Origin of the sequence: Bacillus sp. BS98 (genome assembly GCF_008432245.1) — a bacterium.
GTDB classification, from domain to species: domain Bacteria; phylum Bacillota; class Bacilli; order Bacillales; family Bacillaceae_G; genus Bacillus_A; species Bacillus_A toyonensis.
Map to the genome: position 1 here is coordinate 4159321 of NZ_CP043830.1, position 24027 is coordinate 4183347.

Sequence of the window (24027 nt, forward strand, 5' to 3'; positions counted from 1 at the left end):
GAAAGGTTGAACATTTACAATAATATTTTCATGAAATGAAAACATTTCACTATGAATTGCAAGATTACTTTTCATTCTCTAATCGATGGATTTCTTCTACGATATCTTTGAAAATGGATGTGACTTTATTTACACTGCTGTCCGTTTCTATATCAACGACAACTAAAGCATATCTTGGATTTTCATATGGAAAATAACCTGCAAACCAGCGATTGACCTTCATCCCTTTTCCTGTTTGTGCTGTCCCAGATTTTCCAGCGACACTTAGTGGCAACGACCTGAATGCTGCTCCTGTTCCTTTCTCTGTTGTTACAACGCCTCTTAATAACTCTTGTAATGTTTTTACTGTTTCATAAGAAAGCTGTTTTCCATTTAATTTATGGTTTTCAAATGTAAAAAAGTCACTTCCATTTTTATACACTATTTTTTTAACAGCTTTCACTTCCATTTTTTCTCCATTCCTAGCAATCGTCGCCATCATATTAGCGATTGCTAGAGGTGATATACGTACATCTTTCTGTCCAATTGCTGTTTGCGCTACCGCTTTTTTACTAGTCTTATTTTCCTCACTCCCCCAGATAATAGCACTCTTCTCCTCTGGCATTTGCTCGAAACGCGATGTATGAAATACCGAACCGTTCCAACCAACCTTTCCAACTGCTCCTAAAGCCGCTACGTACGTTTCTAACACCATCTTATCCTTTTGTATTAGCTCGTTACCTAACTGTGAGAATGCCCTGTTACAGCTTCTAGCAAAGCTCCCTTTAAAACTAAGTGTTCCCATCAAAACTTGTGGGTCGTTTTCACCATATAAATCTTTATTACAATTAAATGTGCGATTCAATACATTTATATTTTGATCAATCGCTGCCGTTGCAACTACTGTTTTAAAAACAGAACCAGGAAAATGCGGTGTTAACATTTGATTTTCAAGTGTAGCTTTATATAATCTTTCGTTTTTAACCTGTAAAGATGGTTTGCTAACCATCGCTAGTATTTCATTTGTTTTTACATCAAGTAATACTAATCCCCCCTTCTTTATTTCACTTTTTTCAATTGTCTCTTCAGCTTTTTGCTGCAACTCTTTATGTAAAGTAGTTTGAATTGTAACTGGATAAAATGGATTTCCTGGCGAAGTGTATTTCGCCTGTTTTCCAAAAATCGGTTCTCCTTGCCGGTCCACTTGATACAATACTTTTGCCTCTCCATCAGTTAATAAAAATTCATCAAAAGATTGCTGTAATCCAGAAATACCAATTGGCGTTTGTTTTGAAATTTTTTCTACTTCTCCATATCGCTTTTGGAATTCTCGTTCATTCTCCCCCACTTCACCCACTAAATGATTTGTCCCTCCAGTTTGTTTTAATCGAACTTCAGCCGCTACAATGCCCAATACATTTAATTGATTAATCTTCTCCATCTGCTCTCGTACTAAAGGAAATGGCTCATTTCCTCTTTGGAGTATAAATGCATTTTTTTTATCTTTCATTTGTATTTTGATCTCTTGTCTCGACACACCAATGATATGCGCAATTTTCTTTAACATGTCATTTTTTATTTGTAAAAAAGGAAAAATAATTAAAACTGGGTATTTCTCTTCACCAATTTCTTTATCATTCCGATCTGTAAAATGTCCTCTTCCATTATCTACTGTAAGTGATTGTGTTCGTTGCGTAACGCTTCTTTCGATTAAATTAATATTTCGATCAGTAAAAGATTCAGTATCTATAATCTGTATTTGGAGTAAACGACAAAGTAATAAAAACATCACACATATAAAACAAATTAAAACAACTGTAATTCTCCGTCTTATTTTCATAAAAAAACACCTCGTCTATTATAGTTTGGACGAGGTGTTTAACCTTTTATACAAATAAAAAAACCACTCGTTTTTACACGAGTGATTTTTATTATTTAACAGAGATAATCTCTACTTGCATTTCTCCGCCTGGTGTTTGAATTGCTACCTTCTCACCAATTTGCTTACCTAATAAGCTCTTTGCGATTGGAGAATCGTTAGAAATTCTTCCTTCGAATGGGTCAGCTTCCGCGCTACCTACGATTGTGTAAGCTTCTTCATCTCCATTTGGTAATTCTTTAAATGTTACTGTTTTACCTAATGTAACGACAGTAGATTCTTCGCCATTATCTTCGATGATAACTGCGTTACGAATCATGTTTTCTAATTGTGTAATACGTCCTTCTACGAACGCTTGCTCATCTTTCGCTGCATCGTACTCAGAGTTCTCAGAAAGATCGCCGAAGCTACGCGCGATTTTAATACGCTCTACTACTTCTTTACGTCTTACTGTTTTTAATTGCTCAACTTCGTTCTCTAATTTTTGCTTACCCTCTTGCGTCATAGGGTATGTTTTTTCTGTTGACATATTTTCCACTCCTTTTATATACCAATCCCCCGAAAAAAGAGGAGTTCCATATGAAAACTCCTCCGCTTCCATTGTTAGCGGAGGTTTCTAGTACCCTTGCACTAGCGGAGTTGTCACATACAACCCCGTATTTCCAATTCTTCTTTTAAAGAAGATATGTATGGAAAGTTGATATAAATATGCCCTCACCTATATATAGATGAGGTTGCATGCTTCATTGTATTCGATAGGAAGGGAAAAAATCCCTTCCTATCGTATATCTTTTACTATGCTATTACAAATTTACTTTTTGTTCAAGAATTGTTGCAATTTTTGTCACCATAATATCAATTGCAACATGGTTTTGTCCACCTTCAGGGATAATAATATCCGCAAATTTCTTAGAAGGCTCAATAAATTGATTGTGCATTGGACGCACAACAGTTACGTATTGATCAATAACTGAATCCATCGTACGACCGCGCTCTTTAATATCACGCTGCATGCGGCGCAGGATACGAAGATCTGCATCTGTATCAACGAATAACTTAATGTCCATCAACTCACAAAGACGTGGGTCTTCTAAAATAAGAATTCCTTCTAAAATGATTACATCTTTCGGCTCAACTGGAATAATTTCTTCTGAACGCGTATGCAATGTATAGTCATATACAGGCTTATCAATTTGCTCATATGCAAGCAACTGCTGCAAATGTTCAATTAACAGATCATTATCAAACGCAAGCGGATGATCATAATTTGTTTTTAAACGCTCTTCCATCGGTAAATGGCTTTGATCTTTGTAATAATAATCTTGCTCCAAGATTAAAATGGAATGACCTTTAAAATGGTCAAAAATCGCTTTCGTTACACTTGTTTTTCCTGATCCTGAACCACCAGCGATTCCAATTACAACAGGCTTATTCGTCCCCATTCGACTACCACTCTTTCTTATTGAAGTATGTTTTTGCGCATCATATTATTCACATACACTGGTTGATCCACTTTGAATTTTACGATTTGCAACGGATGTCTCGCTGCATCTAATTCGTTTCCATCCTCATCCCAAATTTTCTCCACCGTCTGCGTAAAGTTTTCTATTTCTGGTCCAAAGAACTCCACTTCATGTCCTGGTTTGAAGTGATTACGTTGCTCAAGCGTTACGATGCCCGTTTCTTCATTATAATCTAACACTAAACCAGCAAAATCATACGTTGTTTTCTTACTATGATTTCCAAACATTTGCTCTTGATGTCCTGGAACCCCTTCAAAGAATGCAGGAGCTGTATCACGATTTGCACATTTATCAAGCTCATCTAACCATTGTTGTTTAAACTCAAAGTTATCCGGATCCGCACAATACGCATCAATTACTTTGCGATATACAGTTGCTACAGTCGCTACGTAATGGATAGATTTCATACGTCCTTCAACTTTTAAGCTATCAATTCCAATTTCAATCATTTTCGGAATTGACAAGATTAAATTTAAATCTTTTGGACTCATCGCAAAGTGAGCATCTTCTTTTTGGAATAAAGGAAGCTCTTTTGCATCTTTATGTTGTGATACCGTTTGAACTAAGTCATAGTCCCAGCGACAAGATTGACAACAACCACCACGGTTAGAGTCACGCGCTGTCATATGGTTACTTAATGTACATCTTCCTGAATATGCGATACACATTGCACCATGGACGAATGCTTCAATTTCAATGTCCACTTTGTCTTTAATTTCTTTCATTTCTTCATAGCTTGCTTCACGAGCTAATACAAGACGATGTAAACCTTCTTCTTTCCAATACTGTGCTGCTTTCCAGTTGGATAGCGATTGTTGTGTACTTAAATGCACCTCAACAGAAGGCGCTACACGTTTACACGTCTCAATAATAAGCGGATCTGCAACGATAATTCCCGTTACACCAGCCTTTTCAATCCCTTTTAAATATTCCTCTAGCCCGTCCATATTTTCATTATGTGCGAAAATATTTGTTGTTACGTATATTTTCGCTCCATATTTCTTTGCAAATTCAACGCCTTCTGCCATATCTTCTAGCGTAAAGTTACCTGCATTAGAACGAAGACCAAATTCTTGTCCACCTAAATATACAGCATCTGCCCCATAATGGATAGCTACTTTTAATTTTTCTAAGTTACCCGCAGGGATTAACAGTTCAGGTTTCTTCACAATAACGCGCTTGCCATCGATCACTCGTGAAATTTCTTGTACAGTCATTTCCTACACCCTCCTCGTTTAGTAAACCGTTTCTTTAAAGAAGAATCCTGTATCTAATGGACGATTTACTGGTTGCATTTCTTCTATTTCTTTATATAGATCATCTTTCACGTCATAATACGCATCACGATCTTCCACACACAAATCAATCGCTTGACGATATTTCTTCGTTACTTCAATAATGTATTCAGAGCTTTTTAGTACACCATCGATTTTTAAGCTATCAACTTCAGCCTCAATTAGTTCCTCTAATTCATCGATGAAACAAATATCATTCGGACTCATAATGTGAGTACCATTTTCATCTTCATAAATTGGATATTTATTGTTACGCTCTGGGTCATACAAGAACATATTCTCTTCATATTTTTTCTTTTCAATGTCAAGATTACGTCCTTGATACTCAAAGTAGTTTCCTACTAACGAACGCTTCGATTGGAACATACAAGTCATACCGTGAATTTGCACTTCAAGTTCCACTTCAGCATTTTCTTTTAAATCAACAATTTCATCTAAGCTAAGCTCACGAGCTAATACAGCACGCTTCGCTCCTCTTTGCCCCCAGTAGTTACAAGTGAACCAATTTGTTGCTGTCGTTTCTGTATTCCAGTGCAGTTGCATATTTGGTGCTACTTCACGAACAGCCATTAATACCGCTGGATCTCCGAAGACAATTGCATCTACATGTACTTCGTTTAAAAATGCAACGTAATCTGTTAATTCCTCTACTTTATCATTATGGAACATAGCATTCATTGCTACGTATACTTTCACACCATTTTCATGTGCAATTTTAACAGATTTTTTTACATCTTCACGTGAAAATTCCCCTGCTAAACGTAAACCAAACTTTTGTTCACCGATCATTACTGCATCTGCTCCTGCTTTCGCAAGAGGTTCGATATCCGCCACCGCTCTTGGCGTTACTAACAATTCAGGTTTCTTCATACCTTGGTCATCCTCTCTTTTTACTAACAGCTACTCCATCTCCAATTGGGAAAATCGTTGTATCATATCCTTCATGGTTCATAAGCCATTCATTGTACGTCTTAATACGACGGATTAAACCACGTGTACGTCTATTTTCAATTTTCTCTTTTGTCGTTACAAGACCATGGTACATAACATTATCTGAAATAATTACGCCACCAGGGTTTAATAACGGTTCATATAAGTCAAAAAAGCGACGATATTGTCCTTTTGCTGCATCAATAAAAATAACGTCAAATGTTCCGTGTTCTTTTACTTGTTCACCCGTCTCTAACGCATCACCGTATATAACTGAAATACGTTCTTTTACTGGGGAACGTTCTATATATTCAAGTGCTTTTTCATATCGTTCACGATTGCGCTCAACTGTCACAATGCGTGAATTTGGAATAGCTTGCATCATACGAATACTAGAATAGCCAATTGCTGTACCAAGCTCTAAAATGCTTTTCGGTCCAATTAAACGTAAAAATTGCAGCATAAATTCCATTCCAAGTCGATCCATAATCGGCACATGATTTTCTGTTGCATATTCTTCCATTTCAAGAATTAATTTATCTTTTGGATCAATAAATGATAATAGGTACTCGTTAACTGCATCCTCCATAAATGGTCCTCCTTATTTACATGGAGAAGTGCCTCTATGACGTCTTTTCACACATAGAATGCAATAAAAATACAAGCCAGCTTTACCCTTAGCTTGTACGTCCCGTTTTGATATTAAAAACGATTCTTCTGCCAGTTTTTAACCCGATATATTTTACCACAAAAAAGAGGGATGTGCGACCTTTTTCGCTATCCCTCCCCATTTCACTGTTTTTTCGTAATATATTTTTGCTTTAATGCATTATGCTCTTCTAATGTTTTCGCATAGTACACTTCACCACTTGGTGCAGCTAAGAAATAATAATAATCTGTTTGCGCAGGTTCTAACGCAGCTTCCACTGAATGTTTACCAGAGTTCGCAATCGGTCCAACTGGTAATCCTTTTACAACATACGTATTATACGGTGAATTCACCTTTAAATCCTCGTATAATACACGTTGCTTATGCTTTCCAAGCGCGTATAATACCGTTGGATCTGTTTGAAGGGGCATACCTTTTGCTAAGCGATTATAAAAAACACTAGAAATCTTTTGGCGATCTGTAAAACCAGTCGCCTCTTCTTCAATCAGTGAAGACAATGTTAAAAGCTGATGAACATCCCAGTTCTTCGCTTTCATTTTCGCCTCGTTTTGAACAATGATTGCATTTGTTTTCTCAAGCATTGGAATTACGATTTCTTCTAACGTTGTATCTTTCTTATAGAACGAATACGTCGCAGGATATAAATACCCTTCTAATGGATATTTAATATTACTATCAAAGATTTTATCCGTTAATAACTTCGGATACTTTTGCTGCATTTTTTGAATAAATGCTTTATCGTTTAATTGACGCGTAACATCATCTTTATTCCACTTTAATTCACTCGCAACCGTTTCTGCAATTTCAGTTACTTGCGCTCCTTCTTTTATCGTCACTTTATACAGAGCTGGACGATGTACATTACCAGATGACATTTGTTCAATGACATCTGAGGCACTCATTGAAGGATTTAATAAATATGTACCAGCTTGTAAGTTTTTTGATTTAGCCTTTGTATAAAAGCTAAAAACTGTACCGTTTTTCACAGCACCCTTTTCTTCTAAAATTTCACCAATTTTACTAGTAGATGATCCTTTCGGAATTTCTACTTCAATCTCTTTTTTATTCCCGCTATCAACTGGTCCTAATGCCGATGAAATATACGCATAGACTGAACCACAAACTAAAAGCAGTGCAATAATCGAAAATAAAAAAATGCGTCTACGCTTCTTTTTCACTTGATTCTCTATCAAAACTCTTCCTCCTTATTCAATTGTAGGCCATATGTACGTCTTTCTATACAACACGATGAAAAATCACAATAAACTTACCTATCATTTTTTGACAGATATTTTATTTTTCTACAATCCGTCTCATTATACTACAAAGGATTACACAGTTTCGACAAAAAATCTTTCATTTTACATATAAAAAAAGATGGACTATATATCGTCCATCTTCTCAGTACTTATTATTCAGCTTCTTGCTCATCAGCTAGAGTGTTGAACATTTCTTGTACCATTTCCCACTCTTCTTCAGATTCGATTGGAAGTAAAGTTCCGCCCTCTTCTTCATTTTGCTCATAAGCCATTGCATCATAAATTTGGTCTCCATCTTCGTCTACTTCACCGATTGGAGAGAAGACTACATATGATTTTTTGCCAAATTTTTCAGCATCAAAAGTGAAAACAATCTCACATAAATGTTCGTTACCTTTTTCGTCTACAATTGTAATTTGATTTTCTTCCATTTTGGTCACCTCTTATTTACTATCTAAAAATCCTTGTAAGATTACGACTGCAGCCATCTTATCGATTACTTGCTTTCGCTTCTTACGACTTACATCAGCTGAAATGAGTAGACGCTCCGCCGCCATCGTCGACAAACGCTCGTCCCACATTACAACGTCTAATTGTAACAGCTCTCGTAGGTTTTCTGCAAATTGCTGGCACGCTTCACCACGTGGGCCAATTGTACCATTCATATTTTTAGGTAAACCTACTACTATTTTGTCCACATTGTACTGCTTTACTAACTCAGAAATACGGTCAAAACCAAAGTGACCTCGTTCTTCGTTAATCTTGATTGTTTCCAATCCTTGTGCTGTCCAGCCCATTTCGTCGCTCATTGCAACTCCGACTGTTTTTGTACCTACATCTAAACCTAATATCCGCATAAACTACTCCTCACGATGATGTTTCAAGTAAGACTTCACAAGCTCTTCAATTATCTCATCACGTTCAAGTTTGCGAACAATGCTTCGTGCATCTTTATGGCGAGGTATGTATGCTGGATCTCCACTTAATAAATAACCGACGATTTGGTTAATCGGATTATAGCCTTTTTCTTGAAGTGCATCATACACAGTTAAAAGTACATCATTTACATGGACACTCTGTTTTTCATCTTGAATGCTAAACTTCATTGTTTTATCAAAACCGTCCATTTCAAGCACCTCACTTATATAGTAAGTATAGGGAGAAGAACTTCTCCTCTCCCTACCATTGTACACTACTATCTCTTTATTTTGAAACAGATTTAACGTACTCTTGTACAAATGCTAAAGCTTCTTCAACTTGTGCTGGGTTTTTACCGCCCGCTTGAGCCATATCAGGACGGCCACCACCGCCACCGCCACAACGAGAAGCTACTTCTTTCACAAGTTTACCAGCATGGTAACCTTGGCTAATTAAATCTTTCGTTACGCCAGCTAAAATGTTTACTTTATCGTCATTTACAGACACTAATACAACAACTGCAGACTCTAATTTATTTTTAAGGTCATCCATCATCGTACGTAAGTTGTTCATATCTGCAACATTTACTTTCGCTGCTAATACGTTTACGCCATCAACTGTCATTACTGAATCAGTTAAGTTTCCAGCTTCGATATTGCTTAATTTTGCAGCAAGAGATTCATTTTCTTTTTGAAGTTGTTTCACTTCAGCAAATAAGCCATCAACTCTCGTTAAAATATCTTTCGGATTTGTTTTCATTTTTCCTGCTGCTTCTTTTAATAAACCTACTTGATCGTTCATTAATTCGTATGCAGACTTACCAGTTACCGCCTCAATACGACGAGTTCCTGCACCGATACCAGACTCAGCAACGATTTTGAAAATACCGATAGAAGCTGTGTTATCAACGTGACAACCACCGCAAAGCTCTAAGCTGTAATCGCCTACTTGTACAACGCGTACAACATCACCGTATTTTTCACCGAATAATGCCATTGCACCCATTTCTTTCGCTTCTTCGATTGATTTTTGAGAAATCTCAACGTTAATACTTTCCCAAATTTTCTCGTTTACGATACGCTCAATTTTTTCTAATTCGTCAGCTTGTACTTGACCGAAGTGAGAGAAGTCAAAGCGTAAACGTTCAGAAGTTACAAGAGAACCTGCTTGGTTAACATGCGTTCCAAGTACATCTTTTAACGCTTGGTGTAGTAAGTGAGTTGCTGTATGGTTTTTCACAACGCTACTACGGTTTTTCGTATCGATAACAGCTTTTACAGCCGCACCTTTCGTTAATGTACCTTCTTCCACAACTACTTTGTGTAAGTTTTGACCATTTGGTGCTTTTTGTACATCTTTTACAACAACTTTCACGCCATCAGCAAGAAGGTAACCACGGTCTGCAATTTGTCCGCCGCTCTCAGCATAGAATGGTGTTACATCAAGCATTAACTGTCCTTCTTCACCTGCTTGTAAGCTATCTGTATACTCACCGTTTTTCACAAGTGCAACAATGTTACTTTCTGTTGCAACTGTACCGTAACCAACGAATTCGCTCGCTACTTTAACTTCACCAAGTACACCGCCTTGAACTTGCATAGAATCAACGTCTTGACGAGCAGCACGTGCACGCTCACGTTGTTTTTCCATTTCAGCTTCAAAACCTTTATGGTCAACTGTCATACCAGCTTCTTCTGCATATTCTTCTGTTAATTCAATTGGGAAACCGTACGTGTCGTATAAACGGAACGCATCTACGCCAGAAATAACAGTTGTTTTTTCTTCTTTCGCTTTTGCAATAACTTCAGCTAAAATTGCTTCACCATCATGAAGTGTTTCGTGGAAGCGTTCTTCTTCATTTTTCACAACTTTTGCGATGAAATCTTTCTTTTCCAGTACTTCTGGATAGAAGTCTTTCATTACTTCTCCAACAACCGGTACTAATTCAAACATGAATGGACGGTTGATGTTTAATTTCTTAGAATAACGAACAGCACGGCGTAATAAACGACGTAATACATAACCACGGCCTTCGTTAGATGGAAGAGCACCGTCACCAACAGCGAATGTTACTGTACGAATATGGTCAGCAATGACTTTAAACGCCATATCTTTTTCTAAGTCTCCATTACGATACTTCTCACCAGAAATTGATTCTGTTGCACCAATCATTGGCATGAATAGATCCGTATCAAAGTTCGTAGGTACATCTTGAACGATAGATGTCATACGCTCTAGACCCATCCCTGTATCAATGTTCTTCTTAGGAAGTGGTGTATATGAACCGTCTGGATTATGGTTAAATTGAGAGAATACAAGGTTCCATACTTCTAAGTAACGCTCGTTTTCTCCGCCCGGATATAATTCTGGGTCACTAAAGTCATTACCGTAAGCTTCCCCGCGATCATAGAAAATCTCTGTATTCGGTCCACTTGGTCCTTCACCGATATCCCAGAAGTTTTCTTCTAAGCGGATGATGCGCTCTTTTGGAACACCCATTTTCTCATTCCAAATTGTAAATGCTTCTTCATCTTCCGGATGGATTGTAACTGATAGTAATTCTTTATCGAATCCAATCCACTTGTCGCTCGTTAAAAATTCCCAAGCCCAAGTAATTGCTTCTTCTTTGAAGTAATCACCGATCGAGAAGTTCCCTAACATTTCAAAGAATGTATGGTGACGAGCTGTTTTCCCTACGTTTTCAATATCGTTTGTACGAATTGATTTTTGAGCATTTGTAATACGTGGATTTTGCGGGATTACGCGTCCATCAAAATATTTTTTTAATGTTGCTACACCACTGTTAATCCATAGAAGAGATGGATCTTCATGTGGAACTAGTGATGCACTAGGTTCTACTGCATGTCCTTTTTCTTGGAAAAAGTCTAAAAACATTTGACGAATTTGTGCGCCTGTTAGTTGTTTCATTGTATTTTCCTCCTTAAATATAAAAAACTCCCGCCCCTATAAAAGGGACGAGAGTTAACTCGCGATACCACCCTAATTATGAATTGATTATTATAACAATCAATTCATCACCTCATGGTGCCGTAACGTGGCAAGACGGCAGTGATTAGCTGCTCTCAGGATTAGCTTTCTGTTACCCTTCATTTAAAGCTCCTTTCAGCCAGTGGAAGCTTCTCTCTACAAATGGACTGTAACGTACTTGTTCCGTCATTGATTTAATGTATTATATGACTAAATATAATAGAATTCTCTTAAGTTTGTCAATGTAGATAATCATTTATATTGTATCAATTGTTTATTACTCATAGTTATTCTACTATTCATTCTTAACAGCCTTTCAATATATTATGCATTTATTACTAAATAGGAATCTCCTCACAAAAAATACTTTATACAAACTTCTAAATATTACATTATTTGTTATAATTAAATTATTAACAATAAAGGAGCGATTACAATGACAACTTTATTGAATCAAGCTAGAGAAATGTTAACAACTGATGAAAAAATTCTTTTTTATGCAGCATGTTCATTAGACATATTTATTTATCGTTCCGTCGCAAGGCCAGGCCTATTGATTTTAACGGACAAAAGGCTATTCTTTTATGGACCAGATGTAAGTAAGAATCCAATATTTGAAGAGTACTCTTTCGCAAAAATTTCTAATCTAAAAGAACAAAAGCGCCTTTTCAGCAATCAAATTGTATTTATGTATGATACGGAATGGAAAAGAATAAAACATATTCAAACAACTGATGTGAGCTCTTTTGTTCAAAAAATAAAAAATCAGCTCCCTAAATAATCATATGATTAGCCCTCTATTTTTTAAATAGAGGGCTTCATTTTAAACATCTTCTCTTTTCCAAAGAGGCCTCACATGAACAATCACTGTACGAATAACTGCTAAAATCGGAACCGATATTAGCAATCCTACAATCCCGGCTATCTCTCCTCCAACTAGTAAGGCAAGCATAATAATAACGGGGTGCATACGAAGCGACTTACCAACGATGTAAGGCGATAAAATGTTACTTTCCAAAAATTGCAAAATAACAATTGTAATCCCCGCCTTAATGAGTAAACTCGTTGATACCGTTGCCGCAATCATCAACGTGGGAATCGCCCCTAAAATAGGACCAAAGTATGGGATTATATCCGTTACCCCAATAATAATGCCGAGCAGCAATGGATACTTCATACCGATAAACCAAAAAGAAAGAACAGATACTCCCCCTAATACTAAGCAAACAAATAACTGTCCTCGAATATAACTTCCGAGTGATTTATCAATTTCTTTCGCAAGCATTTGACCCGTACTACGCCACTTACTCGGAACTAGTTTCCAAAAGATATGATAAAACTCACCGTAATCTTTTAATATGTAAAATACAATGAACGGAATCAAGAAAATAATGAGCAATGAATCCAGTACACCACGGGCTGTGCTCATAACTTTATTTAAAAGCGTTTGTATCTTCATTTCTACACCAACGAAAATTTGCTTTACCTTTTCATGAATAAATGATGGGAAATTCGCTGTTTGTTCTGTAACGCCATCCATCCAAGAATCATACATTTTTGTGAACTGCGGAAATTGTTCATTAATTTCTTGTAACTGTTTAATAACAACTGGCGTTCCTTTATAAATCCCATAGCCAATCCCGCCAAAGAACAGGATGTAAATGAGCAAAATAGCGAGTGTGCGCGGCATCCCTTCCTTATGAATTTTTTCAATTAAAGGATGCAATAAATACGCAATAAAACAAGCGATAAGAAACGGTGTAATCGCCACTTTACATACAAAAATAATCGGCGCCCATAGTGGCTTGATCTTTAAGAAGACAAGCAAACAAAGAAATACAAGTAACAATAATCCTAAACGGTATATCCAAATGATTTTAAGATTCTTCACACGAAAAACCTCCTCCACCTTTATTTTGAAAATAAATAGGGTAGGTTATGTGCAAAACTTTTAAAATCTTTTCATACAGACCATACTGTTTTGTAAAGACGTACATATACATAACATAACAAGGACAACCATCCCTGAGAATGCAGCATGAAACAATATAATCAGGAGGACTCATAATGGTTTTATTTATGCTCGTATTATCAGCACTTTTTATGATTCTTGAATGGGTTTGTATCGGATTTGGTATTTGGAAAGGTTTCTTTATTCGTTCCTCACGAAAAGAGAGGGCGAAGCAATTATTTCATTACGGAATGCTTGGTGTTGGGTGTTACGGTCTATCTTATCTCTTCTCTGAAATTGGACTTTTATATTTGCATACGAGCGCATAAAAAAACTCCCTTATCATGAAGGGAGTTTTTTACGTTTATAAATAAGATTTAATCATCTTACGTGCTTTTTTCATATTGCGTTTTGAAAATACATCTTGCTTGCGAGCATATTGATATGCTGCAGCTCCAACACCTAATGCGATTAATGAATTGCGTAGATTCAAAGTAAATCCCCCTTTTCGTTATCCGATCGTTCTTTCGTTCTCATCAAATAAATCATCAAGAGAGCTTAATGAACCATCTTCCTCTACTTGATGCGTATGGATTTTCCCCTTTGAAACCGATAATTCGATATAACAATTCCAGCAATAAAATTGGTTGACACCTATTTTTCCGATGTCTTTCCCTTTGCAATTTGGACAAATAAACATATGGCTTTCATCTCCTTACAGTCTCCCATATTCTATTCGCCATTATGTCCAAACCCCATTCATTTATACATTGCTGGAGCCTTTCAACGTTATACGTTTGAAAGTTTCACTATATAATTTCACCTCGTTACATGAAATCATACGGTGAAATGTTTTCCACGTCCATTTCCTCGCCATTAACCGTTACCATCTGCACCTCTCCTTGTGATTCTTGCAAACGACTAGCTAAAGTCGTTTGACGCATTGCATCGTCAAGGCGATTTACACCGGATTGAAAAGCCGCTTCCTCCCCACAAATAATAAGGAATTTCTTACTTCTTGTAATGCCCGTGTAAATTAAATTACGACGTAACATACGGTAGTAGCTCTTTACAATCGGCATAATAACTATTGGAAATTCACTACCTTGTGATTTATGAATCGAGCAGCAATATGCATGGGTAATTTGATTTAAATCCGGCTTTGTATACGTTACTTCGATTCCATCAAATGAAACGATAATCATGTCCTGTTGCTCAACATTTTCTTTTGCATAAAACACCGAAACAATTTCTCCAATATCACCATTAAATACTTGGCTTTCCGGCTGATTGACTAATTGAAGTACTTTATCACCTCTTCGATACACAACGTCACCGTAGGCAATTTCTTTACTTTTTTCTTTTTTCGGATTAAACACTTCTTGAAGAGCTTCATTTAACACATTAATACCTGCTGGTCCGCGGTACATAGGTGCCAACACTTGGACATCTCTTGCGCTAAACCCTTTCGTCTTCGCGTTTTCACATACTTTTTTTACAACTTCAACAATTTGAGCCCCTGCACAGCTGATAAATGAACGATCTTTTTTATTTTGAGCTAAATCCGGTGGAAGTGTTCCGTCTTTTATCGCATGGGCAAGCTGAATAACAGACGAACCTTCCGCCTGACGATAAATTTCTGTAAGTTTTACCGTTGGAATGGCTCCTGCATTTAATAAATCTTTTAACACTTGTCCAGGTCCTACAGATGGCAACTGATCTTCATCACCTACAACGATAACTTGAATATTTGTCGGAAGTGACTTGAATAGCTGATTTGCAAGCCAAATATCTACCATCGAAAACTCATCAATAATGAGTAACTTCCCTTGAACTGGATCGGTTTCATTACGCTGGAAAGACCCTTCTGGCGTCCAACCAAGCAGACGATGAATTGTACAAGCAGGGAGCCCGGTAGATTCACTCATTCGCTTCGCTGCTCTTCCTGTTGGAGCCGTTAATAATATTGGAAATGGATTATCATCACTGTATTCATTCGGATTTAATGATACCCCATGCAAGGACGCGTACATTTCAACAATTCCTTTAATAACTGTTGTTTTCCCCGTTCCTGGTCCACCTGTCAATAACATCATCGGCTTATGAAGTGCCGTTTGAATTGCTTCTTGCTGAAACGGTGCATACTGCACCTTCAGCTGTTCTTCAATTTCACCTAATGTTTTTAACATTTCTGCTTCAGGAAATGAAGGGGTTTCCTCTTGATTCATAAGCCTACGAATAGACTTTACAACACCTTTTTCAGAGTAAAATAACGATGCTAAGTACACTCGTTCTTCTTCAATGATGACTTTCCCTTCACTTTGCATCATTTCAACACAGCCTATAATGTCTTCCTCAGTCACTCTACCTTCTTGATTATTTAAAAGTGACATCGTTTCTCTTACAAGTTGATCTTTCCCCATATAAACGTGACCGAGCTGCAGTGAAACATTCTCTAACGTATAAAAACATCCCGCACGTACACGGTCATCATGATTACCCGATATACCTAACGCACGTCCTATATCATCTGCTCGTCCAAAACCAATCCCGTCCACTTCTTCAATAAGTTGATATGGATTATTACGAATCACTTCTAATGTCATTTCTTTATATTGCTGATAAATTTTAATAGAAAGCTTCGTTCCAAAACCGTAACCATTTAAAAAGCTCATTACTTTCTCTAACCCTTGATGCTCCACAATTGTCTCATATATTTCCTGTGCTTTTTGTTTGTTAACAACACCATTTAACGCATCAGGATCATCCATAATTTTAGAAATGGCATGCTCACCAAGGTGATCTACGATTTTTTCAGCCGTACGCTTTCCAATCCCTTTAAATAAATCGCTCGCTAAATATTGCACCATACCTGCTTTTGTTTGCGGCAATTCTTTCTTAAACGTTTCAACTAAATATTGTTTCCCATACTTCGGGTGGTCTTTAAAATGACCTGTTAATGTAAACACTTCATCTTCATGCATACGGGGAAAATGACCGTTTATCATTACTTTTTTTTCGTCGTATGTTTCATTCGTTTCAATGATTTTCATACTGACAACGGAATAGAGGTTTTCTTCGTTGTGGAAAATGGTATGAAGAACTTGCGCTTTTATAAATTTTTTCTCTTCCTCAAACAAATCCATGGCATGTTGATTTCCCATCTTTCCTCTCCTTCCCGAGTTCTTTTCACCTTAATGAGCAGTACATCCCCCACCTCTTTCACAATCTTTAGATGAGGGGTAACTGCGCATTAAACTATTATTTCACTTTATTCAGCTTCTTGCTCTAATAAACGAATACCATTACCAGCTAAAAAGTGGTCTGGCTGAATTTCAGTTGCTTTCTTAAATAAAGTAAGAGCTTTCTCGTTATTTTCTTCAAATACGTACGCAACACCTAAATTATAATACGCATCTGCATGCTCTTCATCCATTTCTAATACCTTTTCAAAATAAGGTTTTGCCTCTTGAATATGTTCTAGTCGCGCGAAGCAAAGTCCGCATTGGAAAACAGCTTCTACATCGTCTTCATCTAATTCCGTCGCTCTTTGTAAAAATGGTAATGCAAGACGATCATTTCCAAGTTGCACATGTGTAATACCTAACATAAATGTTACATCAGCTGACTGTAAGCCCGATTGCATTGCTTGTTCAAATACAGATTTTGCCTCTGCAAATTGCTCTTGACCGTAATATACGTTTCCTAAGCCATAATAAGCAGCCGCAGATTTATCATCTAACTCTAATGCACGCTTATAAAATAAAATTGCTCGTTCACTATCACCTAATACATCTAATAAATTCGCAAAGTTAATATATCCAAGCGCATCTTTCGGATTTTCTTCGATTGCTTCTGTAAAATTTTTAGCTGCTTCTTCCCAGTTTCCTTCTTGCATATATTGAATACCTGTTTCAAGTTTGTTTGACATGTCCTTCACCTCTACAACAAATTATAACAAAGAATGTATTTTCCAAGCGAACGAAAATTCGCTTTATATAAAAGAAACCTCTAACCGCTAATCGGCAGAGGCTTCTCGTTTTATCCTAAATAATCTAATTTCTTACCACTATGATATACTTCATCAATTGTAGCGCCGCCTAAGCACTCATCTCCATCATAGAAAACAACTGCTTGGCCTGGCGTAATCGCACGAATTGGCTCATCACAAAGAATACGAACTGTATTTTCATCAACAATTTGAACCGTTACTTTATTATCTGCTTGACGATAGCGGAATTTCGCTGTGCATTTAAATTCTGTTTCTTTTGCTTTGTTACTTACCCATCCTACATTCGTAGCGATAACTTCATCACCATATAGAAGTTCATTATGGAATCCTTGATCAACATATAAAATGTTGTCTTTTAAGTTTTTCCCAACAGCGAACCATGGATCACCGTTACCACCAATACCAAGGCCATGACGTTGTCCAATTGTATAGTACATTAAACCGTCATGTTTTCCTTTCACTTCACCAGATAACGTTTGCATCACACCTGGTTGCGCTGGTAAATAGTTACTTAAGAAATCTTTAAAGTTACGCTCGCCAATGAAGCAAATACCAGTACTATCTTTCTTCGCCGCTGTCGCTAAACCAGCTTCTGTCGCCATTTCGCGAATTTGCGGTTTCTTTAATTCACCTAATGGGAACATTGTTTTTGATAATTGCTCTTGGCTTAATTGATTTAAGAAATACGTTTGGTCTTTATTGTCATCAACGCCGCGAAGCATTTTATATTCGCCGTCCATATAAGCAACACGTGCATAATGGCCTGTCGCTACATAATCAGCACCAAGCGCAATTGCATGCTCTAAAAATGCTTTAAATTTAATTTCTTTGTTACACATTACATCTGGGTTTGGTGTACGACCAGCTCGGTACTCATCTAAGAAGTACGTAAATACTTTGTCCCAGTATTGTTTTTCAAAGTTTACTGCATAATACGGAATACCGATTTGGTTACACACTTCAATTACATCATTGTAATCTTCTGTTGCTGTGCAGACACCATTCTCATCTGTATCATCCCAGTTTTTCATAAAAATTCCGATCACATCATAACCTTGCTCTTTTAATAAAAGAGCTGCTACAGATGAATCGACGCCACCGGACATCCCGATGACAACGCGTGTTTCGTGAGGTAGTTTGTTCATCATGTCACCTCCCATGCTAATTTTGTGTTAATCGCTTCACGATTTTCACTGTTTCGTACGCCGCTTTTTCAATTTGCTCTTTCGTATTTCCAAGACCGAAACTAAAGCGTACGGATGAACGTATTTGATCGGAGTCTTTTCCGAACATCGCCACTAATACATGTGATGGATCAATCGAACCAGCTGTACAAGCAGAACCACTTGATACTGCAATGCCAGCTAAGTCTAAGTTCACAAGAAATGGTTCAATGTTCATTCCTGTAAAACTGATATTCAACACATGTGGTAAGCGATATTCCAAGTTTCCGTTTACCTCGAAAGTAATGCCTTCATTTTTGAAGACAGATACCATTATATCTTTAAACTCTTCATATTGGGCATTTTTTTGCTCACGAGTTTTTTCAGCTAAAAGAATTGCATGTTGAAGTCCGACAATACTAGGTACATTTTCAGTACCAGCACGGCGTTTTCTTTCTTGCTCTCCGCCTATTAATAACGGTTCAAATTTCAAATTTGCACTAGCGTATAAGAACCCTACGCCTTTTGGCCCGTTAATTTTGTGCGCTGAAATTGATAATAAATCAATCCCAAACTCTTTCACATTTATTTCTACTAAACCATAAGCTTGTACCGCATCTGTATGGAAATAAGCTTGATGCTCTTTTAGCAGTTTTCCTATTTCCGCAATCGATTGCATCGTCCCTACTTCATTATTCCCAAACATAATAGATACAAGAATTGTCTCTTCTGTTAATGCCTTTTGTATGTCAGAAAGTTGAACACGCCCCGTTTCATCGACAGGTAAATATGTCACTTCAAACCCTTCACGCTCAAGCAATTCACACGTATGCAAAATCGCATGATGTTCAATTTCCGTCGTTATAATGTGGTTACCTTTATGACGGTTTGCGCGTGCTACACCTATAAGCGCTAAATTATCAGCTTCTGTACCACCGCTCGTGAATATAATTTCATTCGGGTTCGCATGGATGCTTTTTGCACACACGCGTCTCGCCTCATCTACTGCATGGCGCGCTTGACGTCCATAAAAGTGAATACTAGACGGGTTTCCGAATGTTTCTGTCATATATGGAATCATCTTTTCGACCACTTCTGGGTGAGTCGGAGATGTCGCAGCATGATCTAAGTAAATGCGTTCCATTAAATCTCCTTCTTTCCAAATCGTTTCACAAGGAATTAAATGTAAAACATATAGCCCCCGTGATTTTCTTCCTCATAACGCACTAAATCTTCTAAAGTTGTACTATCTAACACTTCTTGCACCGCATCTCGAACACGCATCCATAATTGGCGCTGTGCTGGTTCTTCTTCTTCTATCATTTCTACAACACTAATTGGACCCTCTAGTACACGGATTACATCCCCAGCTGTAATGTTAGCCGGTTGATCAGATAATACATATCCGCCATATGCACCACGCGTACTCTTTACAAGACGAGCGTTACGAAGTGGTGAAATTAATTGTTCTAAGTAATGTTCCGATAAGTCATGTGCCTGTGCGATTGATTTTAATGAAATCGGACCTTCACCAAACTTTTTTGCAAGATCGATCATAATTGTTAAGCCGTAGCGGCCTTTTGTTGAAATCTTCATCTATTTTGCACCTCTTTTCAAATTTTCACTTCTATTGGTTATATCTTATTTATCCCGCTATTTGCGGGCAGTAAAACTCCCACCTCAAAATCCGGCTGGAGCAAAGAAGTTAGGTAGGGGATAAACAAAACCCCCACTGATTAAAGTTTCACTTTATAAAAGAACACAATTTAAAATCCTATGAAATTATAGCATAATATAGTATTATAAGAAATTTCAACTTGTGTATCAAAATGATAACATAAAATCACATTGAAAAACTCGGAAATTATTAAAATTGAAAGAAAAATGAAAATATTCATATTCATCTTTCCCATAAAACAGCATCCTATTTCAAATTCCACTAAAAAAAATGATACGATAAAATGAGATTATATAGTAAGGGAGACGGTAAAAATGAAACAACCACTCGCACATCGAATGCGCCCTACAAATATTCAAGAAATTATTGGACAACAGCATTTAGTTGGTGAAGGAAAGATTTTACGGCGAATGGTCCAAGCAAATCATTTTCAATCTATGATTTTATACGGTCCTCCAGGTACAGGAAAAACATCAATAGCTAGCGCAATTGCGGGAAGTACTGGAACACCGTTTCGCCTATTAAATGCTGTTACTCACAATAAAAAAGATATGGAAGTTGTCGTACAAGAAGCGAAGATGCATCAACACCTCGTTTTAATTTTAGATGAAGTTCACAGGTTAGATAAGGCGAAACAAGACTTTCTATTACCTCATTTAGAAAGTGGACTCCTTACTTTAATCGGTGCAACGACGAGTAATCCATTCCATGCGATAAACTCTGCTATCCGAAGCAGATGTCAAATCTTCGAGTTACACGCACTAACAGAAGATGATATTTTAATTGGTTTAAAACGAGCTCTTGAAGATAAAGAAAAAGGGCTTGGGGAATATGATGTAACTGTTACGGATGGAGCATTACATCACTTTGCAAATGCATCAGGCGGAGATATGCGTTCAGCTTATAATGCACTTGAATTAGCTGTTTTATCTAGCTTTACAACTGACGACAAAGCTACGGAAATCACGCTAGAAATCGCAGAAGAATGCTTACAAAAAAAGAGTTTCGTTCATGACAAAGGTGGAGATGCTCATTATGACGTATTATCGGCATTTCAAAAATCAGTGCGCGGAAGTGATGTAAATGCAGCACTTCATTATTTAGCACGCCTTATTGAAGCAGGTGATTTACAAAGTATCGGTAGACGCCTTCTTATTATGGCATATGAAGATATCGGACTTGCTAGCCCGCAAGCTGGACCGCGCACACTTGCAGCGATCGAGTCAGCTGAACGAGTTGGATTCCCAGAGGCACGCATACCACTTGCAAATGCCGTTATCGAGCTATGCTTATCACCAAAATCAAATTCAGCTTATAAAGCACTTGATGCTGCATTGCACGATTTACGTAACGGTCAAACAGGTGACATTCCAGGTCATTTAAAAGACAGTCACTATAAAGGCGCTGAATCGTTAGGTCGAGGCATTGGATACTTATATCCACATGACCATCCAAATGGCTGGGTACACCAACAATACTTACCTGATAAAATAAAAAACAAGCAATATTATAAACCGAAAACAACAGGGAAATTTGAGCAAGCACTTTCTACTGTTTATGAAAGATTACAAAGTTCGAATAAAACGAAAAATAAAGGGTAACATAAACGAAAACGTCACCATTACGGAGGCTTCGCTTATGAAAACACGTCAAGATGCATGGACAAGAGAAGACGATCTCCTTTTAGCAGAAACTGTTTTACGACATATTCGTAGCGGCAGTACACAAATCAAAGCATTCGATGAAGTTGGCGATGCTTTGAACCGCACTTCAGCAGCTTGCGGTTTTAGATGGAATGCTGAAGTACGAGCGAATTACGAAGATGCGGTACAGATTGCAAAAAAACAACGTAAAGAATTAAAACGTTCTGAAGCTAAAATAGAAAAAGAGCAGTTTACACAAACTCGGCAGCTCGTAATCGATGCCGAGTTTTCAGAAAATATCACGCCAAGTCAACAGGAACTTACAATGCAAAATGTCATCTCATTTTTGCAAAACATGGAACATAATAACCCTTCAACCGCAAAGTTGCAAACTGAAAATGAGGTATTACAAGATCAGCTTACTTCCTTGCAAAAAACGAATCATGAACTTGAAGCAAAATTAGCGGTACTCACAAAAAAACAACAAGCAATCGAAGAAGATTATGCAATGCTTGTTAGAATTATGGATCGTGCTCGAAAACTTGTTTCAGTTGAAGAACAAGAAGAACAGATTGCTCCCATTTTCAAAACCGATCAAAACGGGAATTTAGATATTATTTATTCTGCAGAGAATTAAAAACAGGGATGTCACTTTTTTGATTAAGTGACATCCTTGTTTGTTTTCGGTGAACCGTATATAGATATATCGGTAAATGAAATTATATCAACGATTTTTCGAATATATCTATCGTAACTTGCAATATATCAACGATTTTTCAAATATATCTATCACAACTTGCAATATATCAACGATTCGAAAAAGAATATCGATTTAACGACAAAAATTGACAATAATATTTCTCCCTGTCATACAAGGAAACTCCCAAAATATATTGGATAATTTTTACTGTAATGTCATTATAACTCTTGGCCTTCTCGTCCTGACTTTAGCTCTTTTCACCATTAACAGTCTAAAAAATACATCCGCCTATAAATCAGATAAATATCATCATTACTTACTAACCTTACTTACATTTGAATTATTAATATTGCAAATATCAATAATTCTTTAAAACATAGAAAAAGCATATATCCGAAATGGATATATGCTTTCCTTTTATTCTTGCCCTACACGCTTCACTTCTACGTTTTTAATACGCTCACGTACAACGTGACTTGCCATAATTAAGCCTGCCACAGATGGTACGAATGCATTTGAAGAAGGTGGTAATTTCGCCTTACGAATTTTTGCATTTTCGTCTGGTACGATTTCTTTACGTACTTCTTCACGAATTACGATTGGGTTTTCGTCAGAGAAGACAACTTTTACACCTTTTTTAATACCCTCTTTACGAAGCTTCGTACGAATTACTTTCGCAATCGGATCTGTATGTGTTTTAGAAATGTCCGCAATACGGAAACGAGTTGGGTCCATTTTATTTGCTGCACCCATACATGAGATAATTTTAATTTTACGACGTAAACATTGTTTAATTAAATGGATTTTGAACGTAATCGTATCAGATGCATCCACTACGAAATCTAAACCGTGTTTAAAGAACTCTTCATATGTTTCATCTGTATAAAACATTTCTAATCCAATTACTTCACATTCCGGATTAATGTCTGCAATACGCTCTTTCATTAATTCTACTTTTGAACGCCCTACAGTAGATACTAAAGCGTGAATTTGACGGTTTACGTTTGTAATATCTACAACGTCTTTATCAACTAATACGAGACGTCCTACACCAGAACGCGCTAACGCTTCAGCTGAAAATGATCCTACGCCGCCAATTCCTAAAATACCGATTGTACTATTTTTTAATATTTCAAGTCCTTCTTTACCGAAGGCTAATTCATTACGTGAAAATTGATGTAACATTCAGCTCTACACTCCTATTACAAAAATGGTCTACCATGTATTCTAGCGTTTTTCCGACTATTTGTATAGAAAAAGTTATAGAATTCCTAAAAATACATATTTCAAACAAAAACATAATATAAACCGGACTTTTATTTCTTCCTACATACACGTTTTAAAAGGAGGATTCAGAGGGCCGAGCAGATCGAGGCACGTATGCTAGGAAGAGCGCAGTGTAGCTTTACTACTCGAGCACCGGACTGGCGAAGCAACGA

The 24027-nt window shown here is 37.1% G+C and carries 24 protein-coding genes and 1 other annotated feature; of the genes, 4 read left to right on the plus strand and 20 right to left on the minus strand.

Translation table 11 applies throughout. The features are described 5' to 3' along the window. Nucleotides 1-64: 64 nt before the first annotated feature. The 11 genes from F0362_RS21595 to alaS all read right to left on the minus strand — a co-directional run bounded on the left by F0362_RS21595 (nt 65) and on the right by alaS (nt 11381). Nucleotides 65-1819 (minus strand): peptidoglycan D,D-transpeptidase FtsI family protein, encoded by a 1755-nt coding sequence (locus tag F0362_RS21595; RefSeq protein WP_000702462.1) that lies wholly within the window; start codon nt 1817-1819, stop codon nt 65-67. A 91-nt stretch (nt 1820-1910) separates the two neighbouring features. Next, nucleotides 1911-2387 carry a transcription elongation factor GreA gene (greA, locus tag F0362_RS21600; RefSeq protein WP_000102593.1) on the minus strand — a complete coding sequence of 159 codons (477 nt, stop codon included), beginning with the start codon at nt 2385-2387 and terminating at the stop codon, nt 1911-1913. Between the two features lie 274 nt (nt 2388-2661). Further along, nucleotides 2662-3300, minus strand: a complete 639-nt coding sequence (udk, locus tag F0362_RS21605; RefSeq protein ID WP_000537080.1) for a uridine kinase — start codon at nt 3298-3300, stop codon at nt 2662-2664. Nucleotides 3301-3317: 17 nt separating this feature from the next. After that, nucleotides 3318-4598, minus strand: a complete 1281-nt coding sequence (locus F0362_RS21610) for a peptidase U32 family protein (RefSeq protein ID WP_000217963.1) — start codon at nt 4596-4598, stop codon at nt 3318-3320. Nucleotides 4599-4616: 18 nt separating this feature from the next. Further along, nucleotides 4617-5546 carry a peptidase U32 family protein gene (locus F0362_RS21615; protein WP_000742797.1) on the minus strand — a complete coding sequence of 310 codons (930 nt, stop codon included), beginning with the start codon at nt 5544-5546 and terminating at the stop codon, nt 4617-4619. Nucleotides 5547-5553: 7 nt separating this feature from the next. Next, entirely contained in the window at nt 5554-6195 is a 642-nt protein-coding gene (locus tag F0362_RS21620; RefSeq protein ID WP_000389100.1) for an O-methyltransferase, read from the minus strand. Nucleotides 6196-6398: 203 nt separating this feature from the next. Further along, nucleotides 6399-7469, minus strand: a complete 1071-nt coding sequence (gene mltG, locus F0362_RS21625; protein ID WP_000572128.1) for an endolytic transglycosylase MltG — start codon at nt 7467-7469, stop codon at nt 6399-6401. Nucleotides 7470-7687: 218 nt separating this feature from the next. Then, nucleotides 7688-7966, minus strand: a complete 279-nt coding sequence (locus F0362_RS21630; protein WP_000392249.1) for a DUF1292 domain-containing protein — start codon at nt 7964-7966, stop codon at nt 7688-7690. Between the two features lie 12 nt (nt 7967-7978). Beyond that, the gene (gene ruvX, locus F0362_RS21635; RefSeq protein WP_001221202.1) at nt 7979-8392 is read right to left on the minus strand and encodes a Holliday junction resolvase RuvX; all 414 of its coding nucleotides are present in this window, start codon (nt 8390-8392) and stop codon (nt 7979-7981) included. Nucleotides 8393-8395: 3 nt separating this feature from the next. Beyond that, the gene (locus F0362_RS21640; RefSeq protein ID WP_000348591.1) at nt 8396-8662 is read right to left on the minus strand and encodes an IreB family regulatory phosphoprotein; all 267 of its coding nucleotides are present in this window, start codon (nt 8660-8662) and stop codon (nt 8396-8398) included. Between the two features lie 76 nt (nt 8663-8738). Next, a complete protein-coding gene (gene alaS, locus F0362_RS21645) occupies nt 8739-11381 on the minus strand; it encodes an alanine--tRNA ligase (protein ID WP_000811807.1) in 2643 nt (880 codons plus the stop codon). A 40-nt stretch (nt 11382-11421) separates the two neighbouring features. Beyond that, nucleotides 11422-11640: a binding site (T-box leader), on the minus strand. A 237-nt stretch (nt 11641-11877) separates the two neighbouring features. On the opposite strand from alaS, the gene F0362_RS21650 reads away from it, so the two are divergent. Continuing rightward, on the plus strand, nt 11878-12222 hold the full coding sequence (locus F0362_RS21650) for a PH domain-containing protein (protein ID WP_000209538.1): 345 nt from the start codon (nt 11878-11880) through the stop codon (nt 12220-12222). A gap of 42 nt (nt 12223-12264) precedes the next feature. Here the strand turns inward: F0362_RS21650 and F0362_RS21655 are convergent, their stop codons facing one another. After that, complete coding sequence (locus F0362_RS21655) at nt 12265-13332, minus strand: AI-2E family transporter (protein WP_000793114.1); 1068 nt, start codon at nt 13330-13332, stop codon at nt 12265-12267. A 176-nt stretch (nt 13333-13508) separates the two neighbouring features. On the opposite strand from F0362_RS21655, the gene F0362_RS21660 reads away from it, so the two are divergent. Further along, nucleotides 13509-13721: a hypothetical protein gene (locus F0362_RS21660; protein WP_000242555.1), complete on the plus strand. Its 213-nt coding sequence runs from the start codon at nt 13509-13511 to the stop codon at nt 13719-13721. A 35-nt stretch (nt 13722-13756) separates the two neighbouring features. Here the strand turns inward: F0362_RS21660 and F0362_RS21665 are convergent, their stop codons facing one another. The 7 genes from F0362_RS21665 to F0362_RS21695 form a co-directional block, all read right to left on the minus strand. After that, entirely contained in the window at nt 13757-13885 is a 129-nt protein-coding gene (locus tag F0362_RS21665) for a YrzQ family protein (protein ID WP_001053553.1), read from the minus strand. An 18-nt stretch (nt 13886-13903) separates the two neighbouring features. Beyond that, entirely contained in the window at nt 13904-14092 is a 189-nt protein-coding gene (locus F0362_RS21670) for a hypothetical protein (protein WP_000469281.1), read from the minus strand. A gap of 127 nt (nt 14093-14219) precedes the next feature. Then, nucleotides 14220-16556 (minus strand): SF1B family DNA helicase RecD2, encoded by a 2337-nt coding sequence (locus F0362_RS21675; RefSeq protein WP_000528059.1) that lies wholly within the window; start codon nt 16554-16556, stop codon nt 14220-14222. Between the two features lie 107 nt (nt 16557-16663). Beyond that, entirely contained in the window at nt 16664-17323 is a 660-nt protein-coding gene (locus F0362_RS21680) for a tetratricopeptide repeat protein (RefSeq protein ID WP_000066402.1), read from the minus strand. Nucleotides 17324-17433: 110 nt separating this feature from the next. After that, nucleotides 17434-18549 (minus strand): tRNA 2-thiouridine(34) synthase MnmA, encoded by a 1116-nt coding sequence (mnmA, locus tag F0362_RS21685; protein WP_001038014.1) that lies wholly within the window; start codon nt 18547-18549, stop codon nt 17434-17436. 16 nt (nt 18550-18565) lie between these two features. Next, a complete protein-coding gene (locus F0362_RS21690; protein ID WP_000439899.1) occupies nt 18566-19711 on the minus strand; it encodes a cysteine desulfurase family protein in 1146 nt (381 codons plus the stop codon). A gap of 35 nt (nt 19712-19746) precedes the next feature. Then, entirely contained in the window at nt 19747-20163 is a 417-nt protein-coding gene (locus tag F0362_RS21695; RefSeq protein WP_000704116.1) for a cysteine metabolism transcriptional regulator CymR, read from the minus strand. 396 nt (nt 20164-20559) lie between these two features. Between F0362_RS21695 and F0362_RS21700 the strand changes: the two genes are divergently transcribed. Continuing rightward, the gene (locus F0362_RS21700) at nt 20560-21846 is read left to right on the plus strand and encodes a replication-associated recombination protein A (protein WP_149889953.1); all 1287 of its coding nucleotides are present in this window, start codon (nt 20560-20562) and stop codon (nt 21844-21846) included. Between the two features lie 37 nt (nt 21847-21883). Further along, complete coding sequence (locus F0362_RS21705; protein ID WP_000857727.1) at nt 21884-22525, plus strand: RsfA family transcriptional regulator; 642 nt, start codon at nt 21884-21886, stop codon at nt 22523-22525. Between the two features lie 480 nt (nt 22526-23005). Here the strand turns inward: F0362_RS21705 and F0362_RS21720 are convergent, their stop codons facing one another. Next, a complete protein-coding gene (locus tag F0362_RS21720) occupies nt 23006-23773 on the minus strand; it encodes a tRNA threonylcarbamoyladenosine dehydratase (protein WP_000903173.1) in 768 nt (255 codons plus the stop codon). Between the last annotated feature and the right edge of the window lie 254 nt (nt 23774-24027).

Excerpts from the sequence above, each read along its gene's own strand:
- F0362_RS21595 (WP_000702462.1), bottom strand. The coding sequence starts at position 1,819 with ATGAAAATAAGACGGAGAATTACAGTTGTTTTAATTTGTTTTATATGT.
- greA (WP_000102593.1), bottom strand. The coding sequence starts at position 2,387 with ATGTCAACAGAAAAAACATACCCTATGACGCAAGAGGGTAAGCAAAAA.
- udk (WP_000537080.1), bottom strand. The coding sequence starts at position 3,300 with ATGGGGACGAATAAGCCTGTTGTAATTGGAATCGCTGGTGGTTCAGGA.
- F0362_RS21610 (WP_000217963.1), bottom strand. The coding sequence starts at position 4,598 with ATGACTGTACAAGAAATTTCACGAGTGATCGATGGCAAGCGCGTTATT.
- F0362_RS21615 (WP_000742797.1), bottom strand. The coding sequence starts at position 5,546 with ATGAAGAAACCTGAATTGTTAGTAACGCCAAGAGCGGTGGCGGATATC.
- F0362_RS21620 (WP_000389100.1), bottom strand. The coding sequence starts at position 6,195 with ATGGAGGATGCAGTTAACGAGTACCTATTATCATTTATTGATCCAAAA.
- F0362_RS21630 (WP_000392249.1), bottom strand. The coding sequence starts at position 7,966 with ATGGAAGAAAATCAAATTACAATTGTAGACGAAAAAGGTAACGAACAT.
- ruvX (WP_001221202.1), bottom strand. The coding sequence starts at position 8,392 with ATGCGGATATTAGGTTTAGATGTAGGTACAAAAACAGTCGGAGTTGCA.
- F0362_RS21640 (WP_000348591.1), bottom strand. The coding sequence starts at position 8,662 with ATGGACGGTTTTGATAAAACAATGAAGTTTAGCATTCAAGATGAAAAA.
- alaS (WP_000811807.1), bottom strand. The coding sequence starts at position 11,381 with ATGAAACAACTAACAGGCGCACAAATTCGTCAAATGTTTTTAGACTTT.
- F0362_RS21650 (WP_000209538.1), top strand. The coding sequence starts at position 11,878 with ATGACAACTTTATTGAATCAAGCTAGAGAAATGTTAACAACTGATGAA.
- F0362_RS21660 (WP_000242555.1), top strand. The coding sequence starts at position 13,509 with ATGGTTTTATTTATGCTCGTATTATCAGCACTTTTTATGATTCTTGAA.
- F0362_RS21670 (WP_000469281.1), bottom strand. The coding sequence starts at position 14,092 with ATGTTTATTTGTCCAAATTGCAAAGGGAAAGACATCGGAAAAATAGGT.
- F0362_RS21675 (WP_000528059.1), bottom strand. The coding sequence starts at position 16,556 with ATGGGAAATCAACATGCCATGGATTTGTTTGAGGAAGAGAAAAAATTT.
- F0362_RS21680 (WP_000066402.1), bottom strand. The coding sequence starts at position 17,323 with ATGTCAAACAAACTTGAAACAGGTATTCAATATATGCAAGAAGGAAAC.
- mnmA (WP_001038014.1), bottom strand. The coding sequence starts at position 18,549 with ATGAACAAACTACCTCACGAAACACGCGTTGTCATCGGGATGTCCGGT.
- F0362_RS21690 (WP_000439899.1), bottom strand. The coding sequence starts at position 19,711 with ATGGAACGCATTTACTTAGATCATGCTGCGACATCTCCGACTCACCCA.
- F0362_RS21695 (WP_000704116.1), bottom strand. The coding sequence starts at position 20,163 with ATGAAGATTTCAACAAAAGGCCGCTACGGCTTAACAATTATGATCGAT.
- F0362_RS21700 (WP_149889953.1), top strand. The coding sequence starts at position 20,560 with ATGAAACAACCACTCGCACATCGAATGCGCCCTACAAATATTCAAGAA.
- F0362_RS21705 (WP_000857727.1), top strand. The coding sequence starts at position 21,884 with ATGAAAACACGTCAAGATGCATGGACAAGAGAAGACGATCTCCTTTTA.
- F0362_RS21720 (WP_000903173.1), bottom strand. The coding sequence starts at position 23,773 with ATGTTACATCAATTTTCACGTAATGAATTAGCCTTCGGTAAAGAAGGA.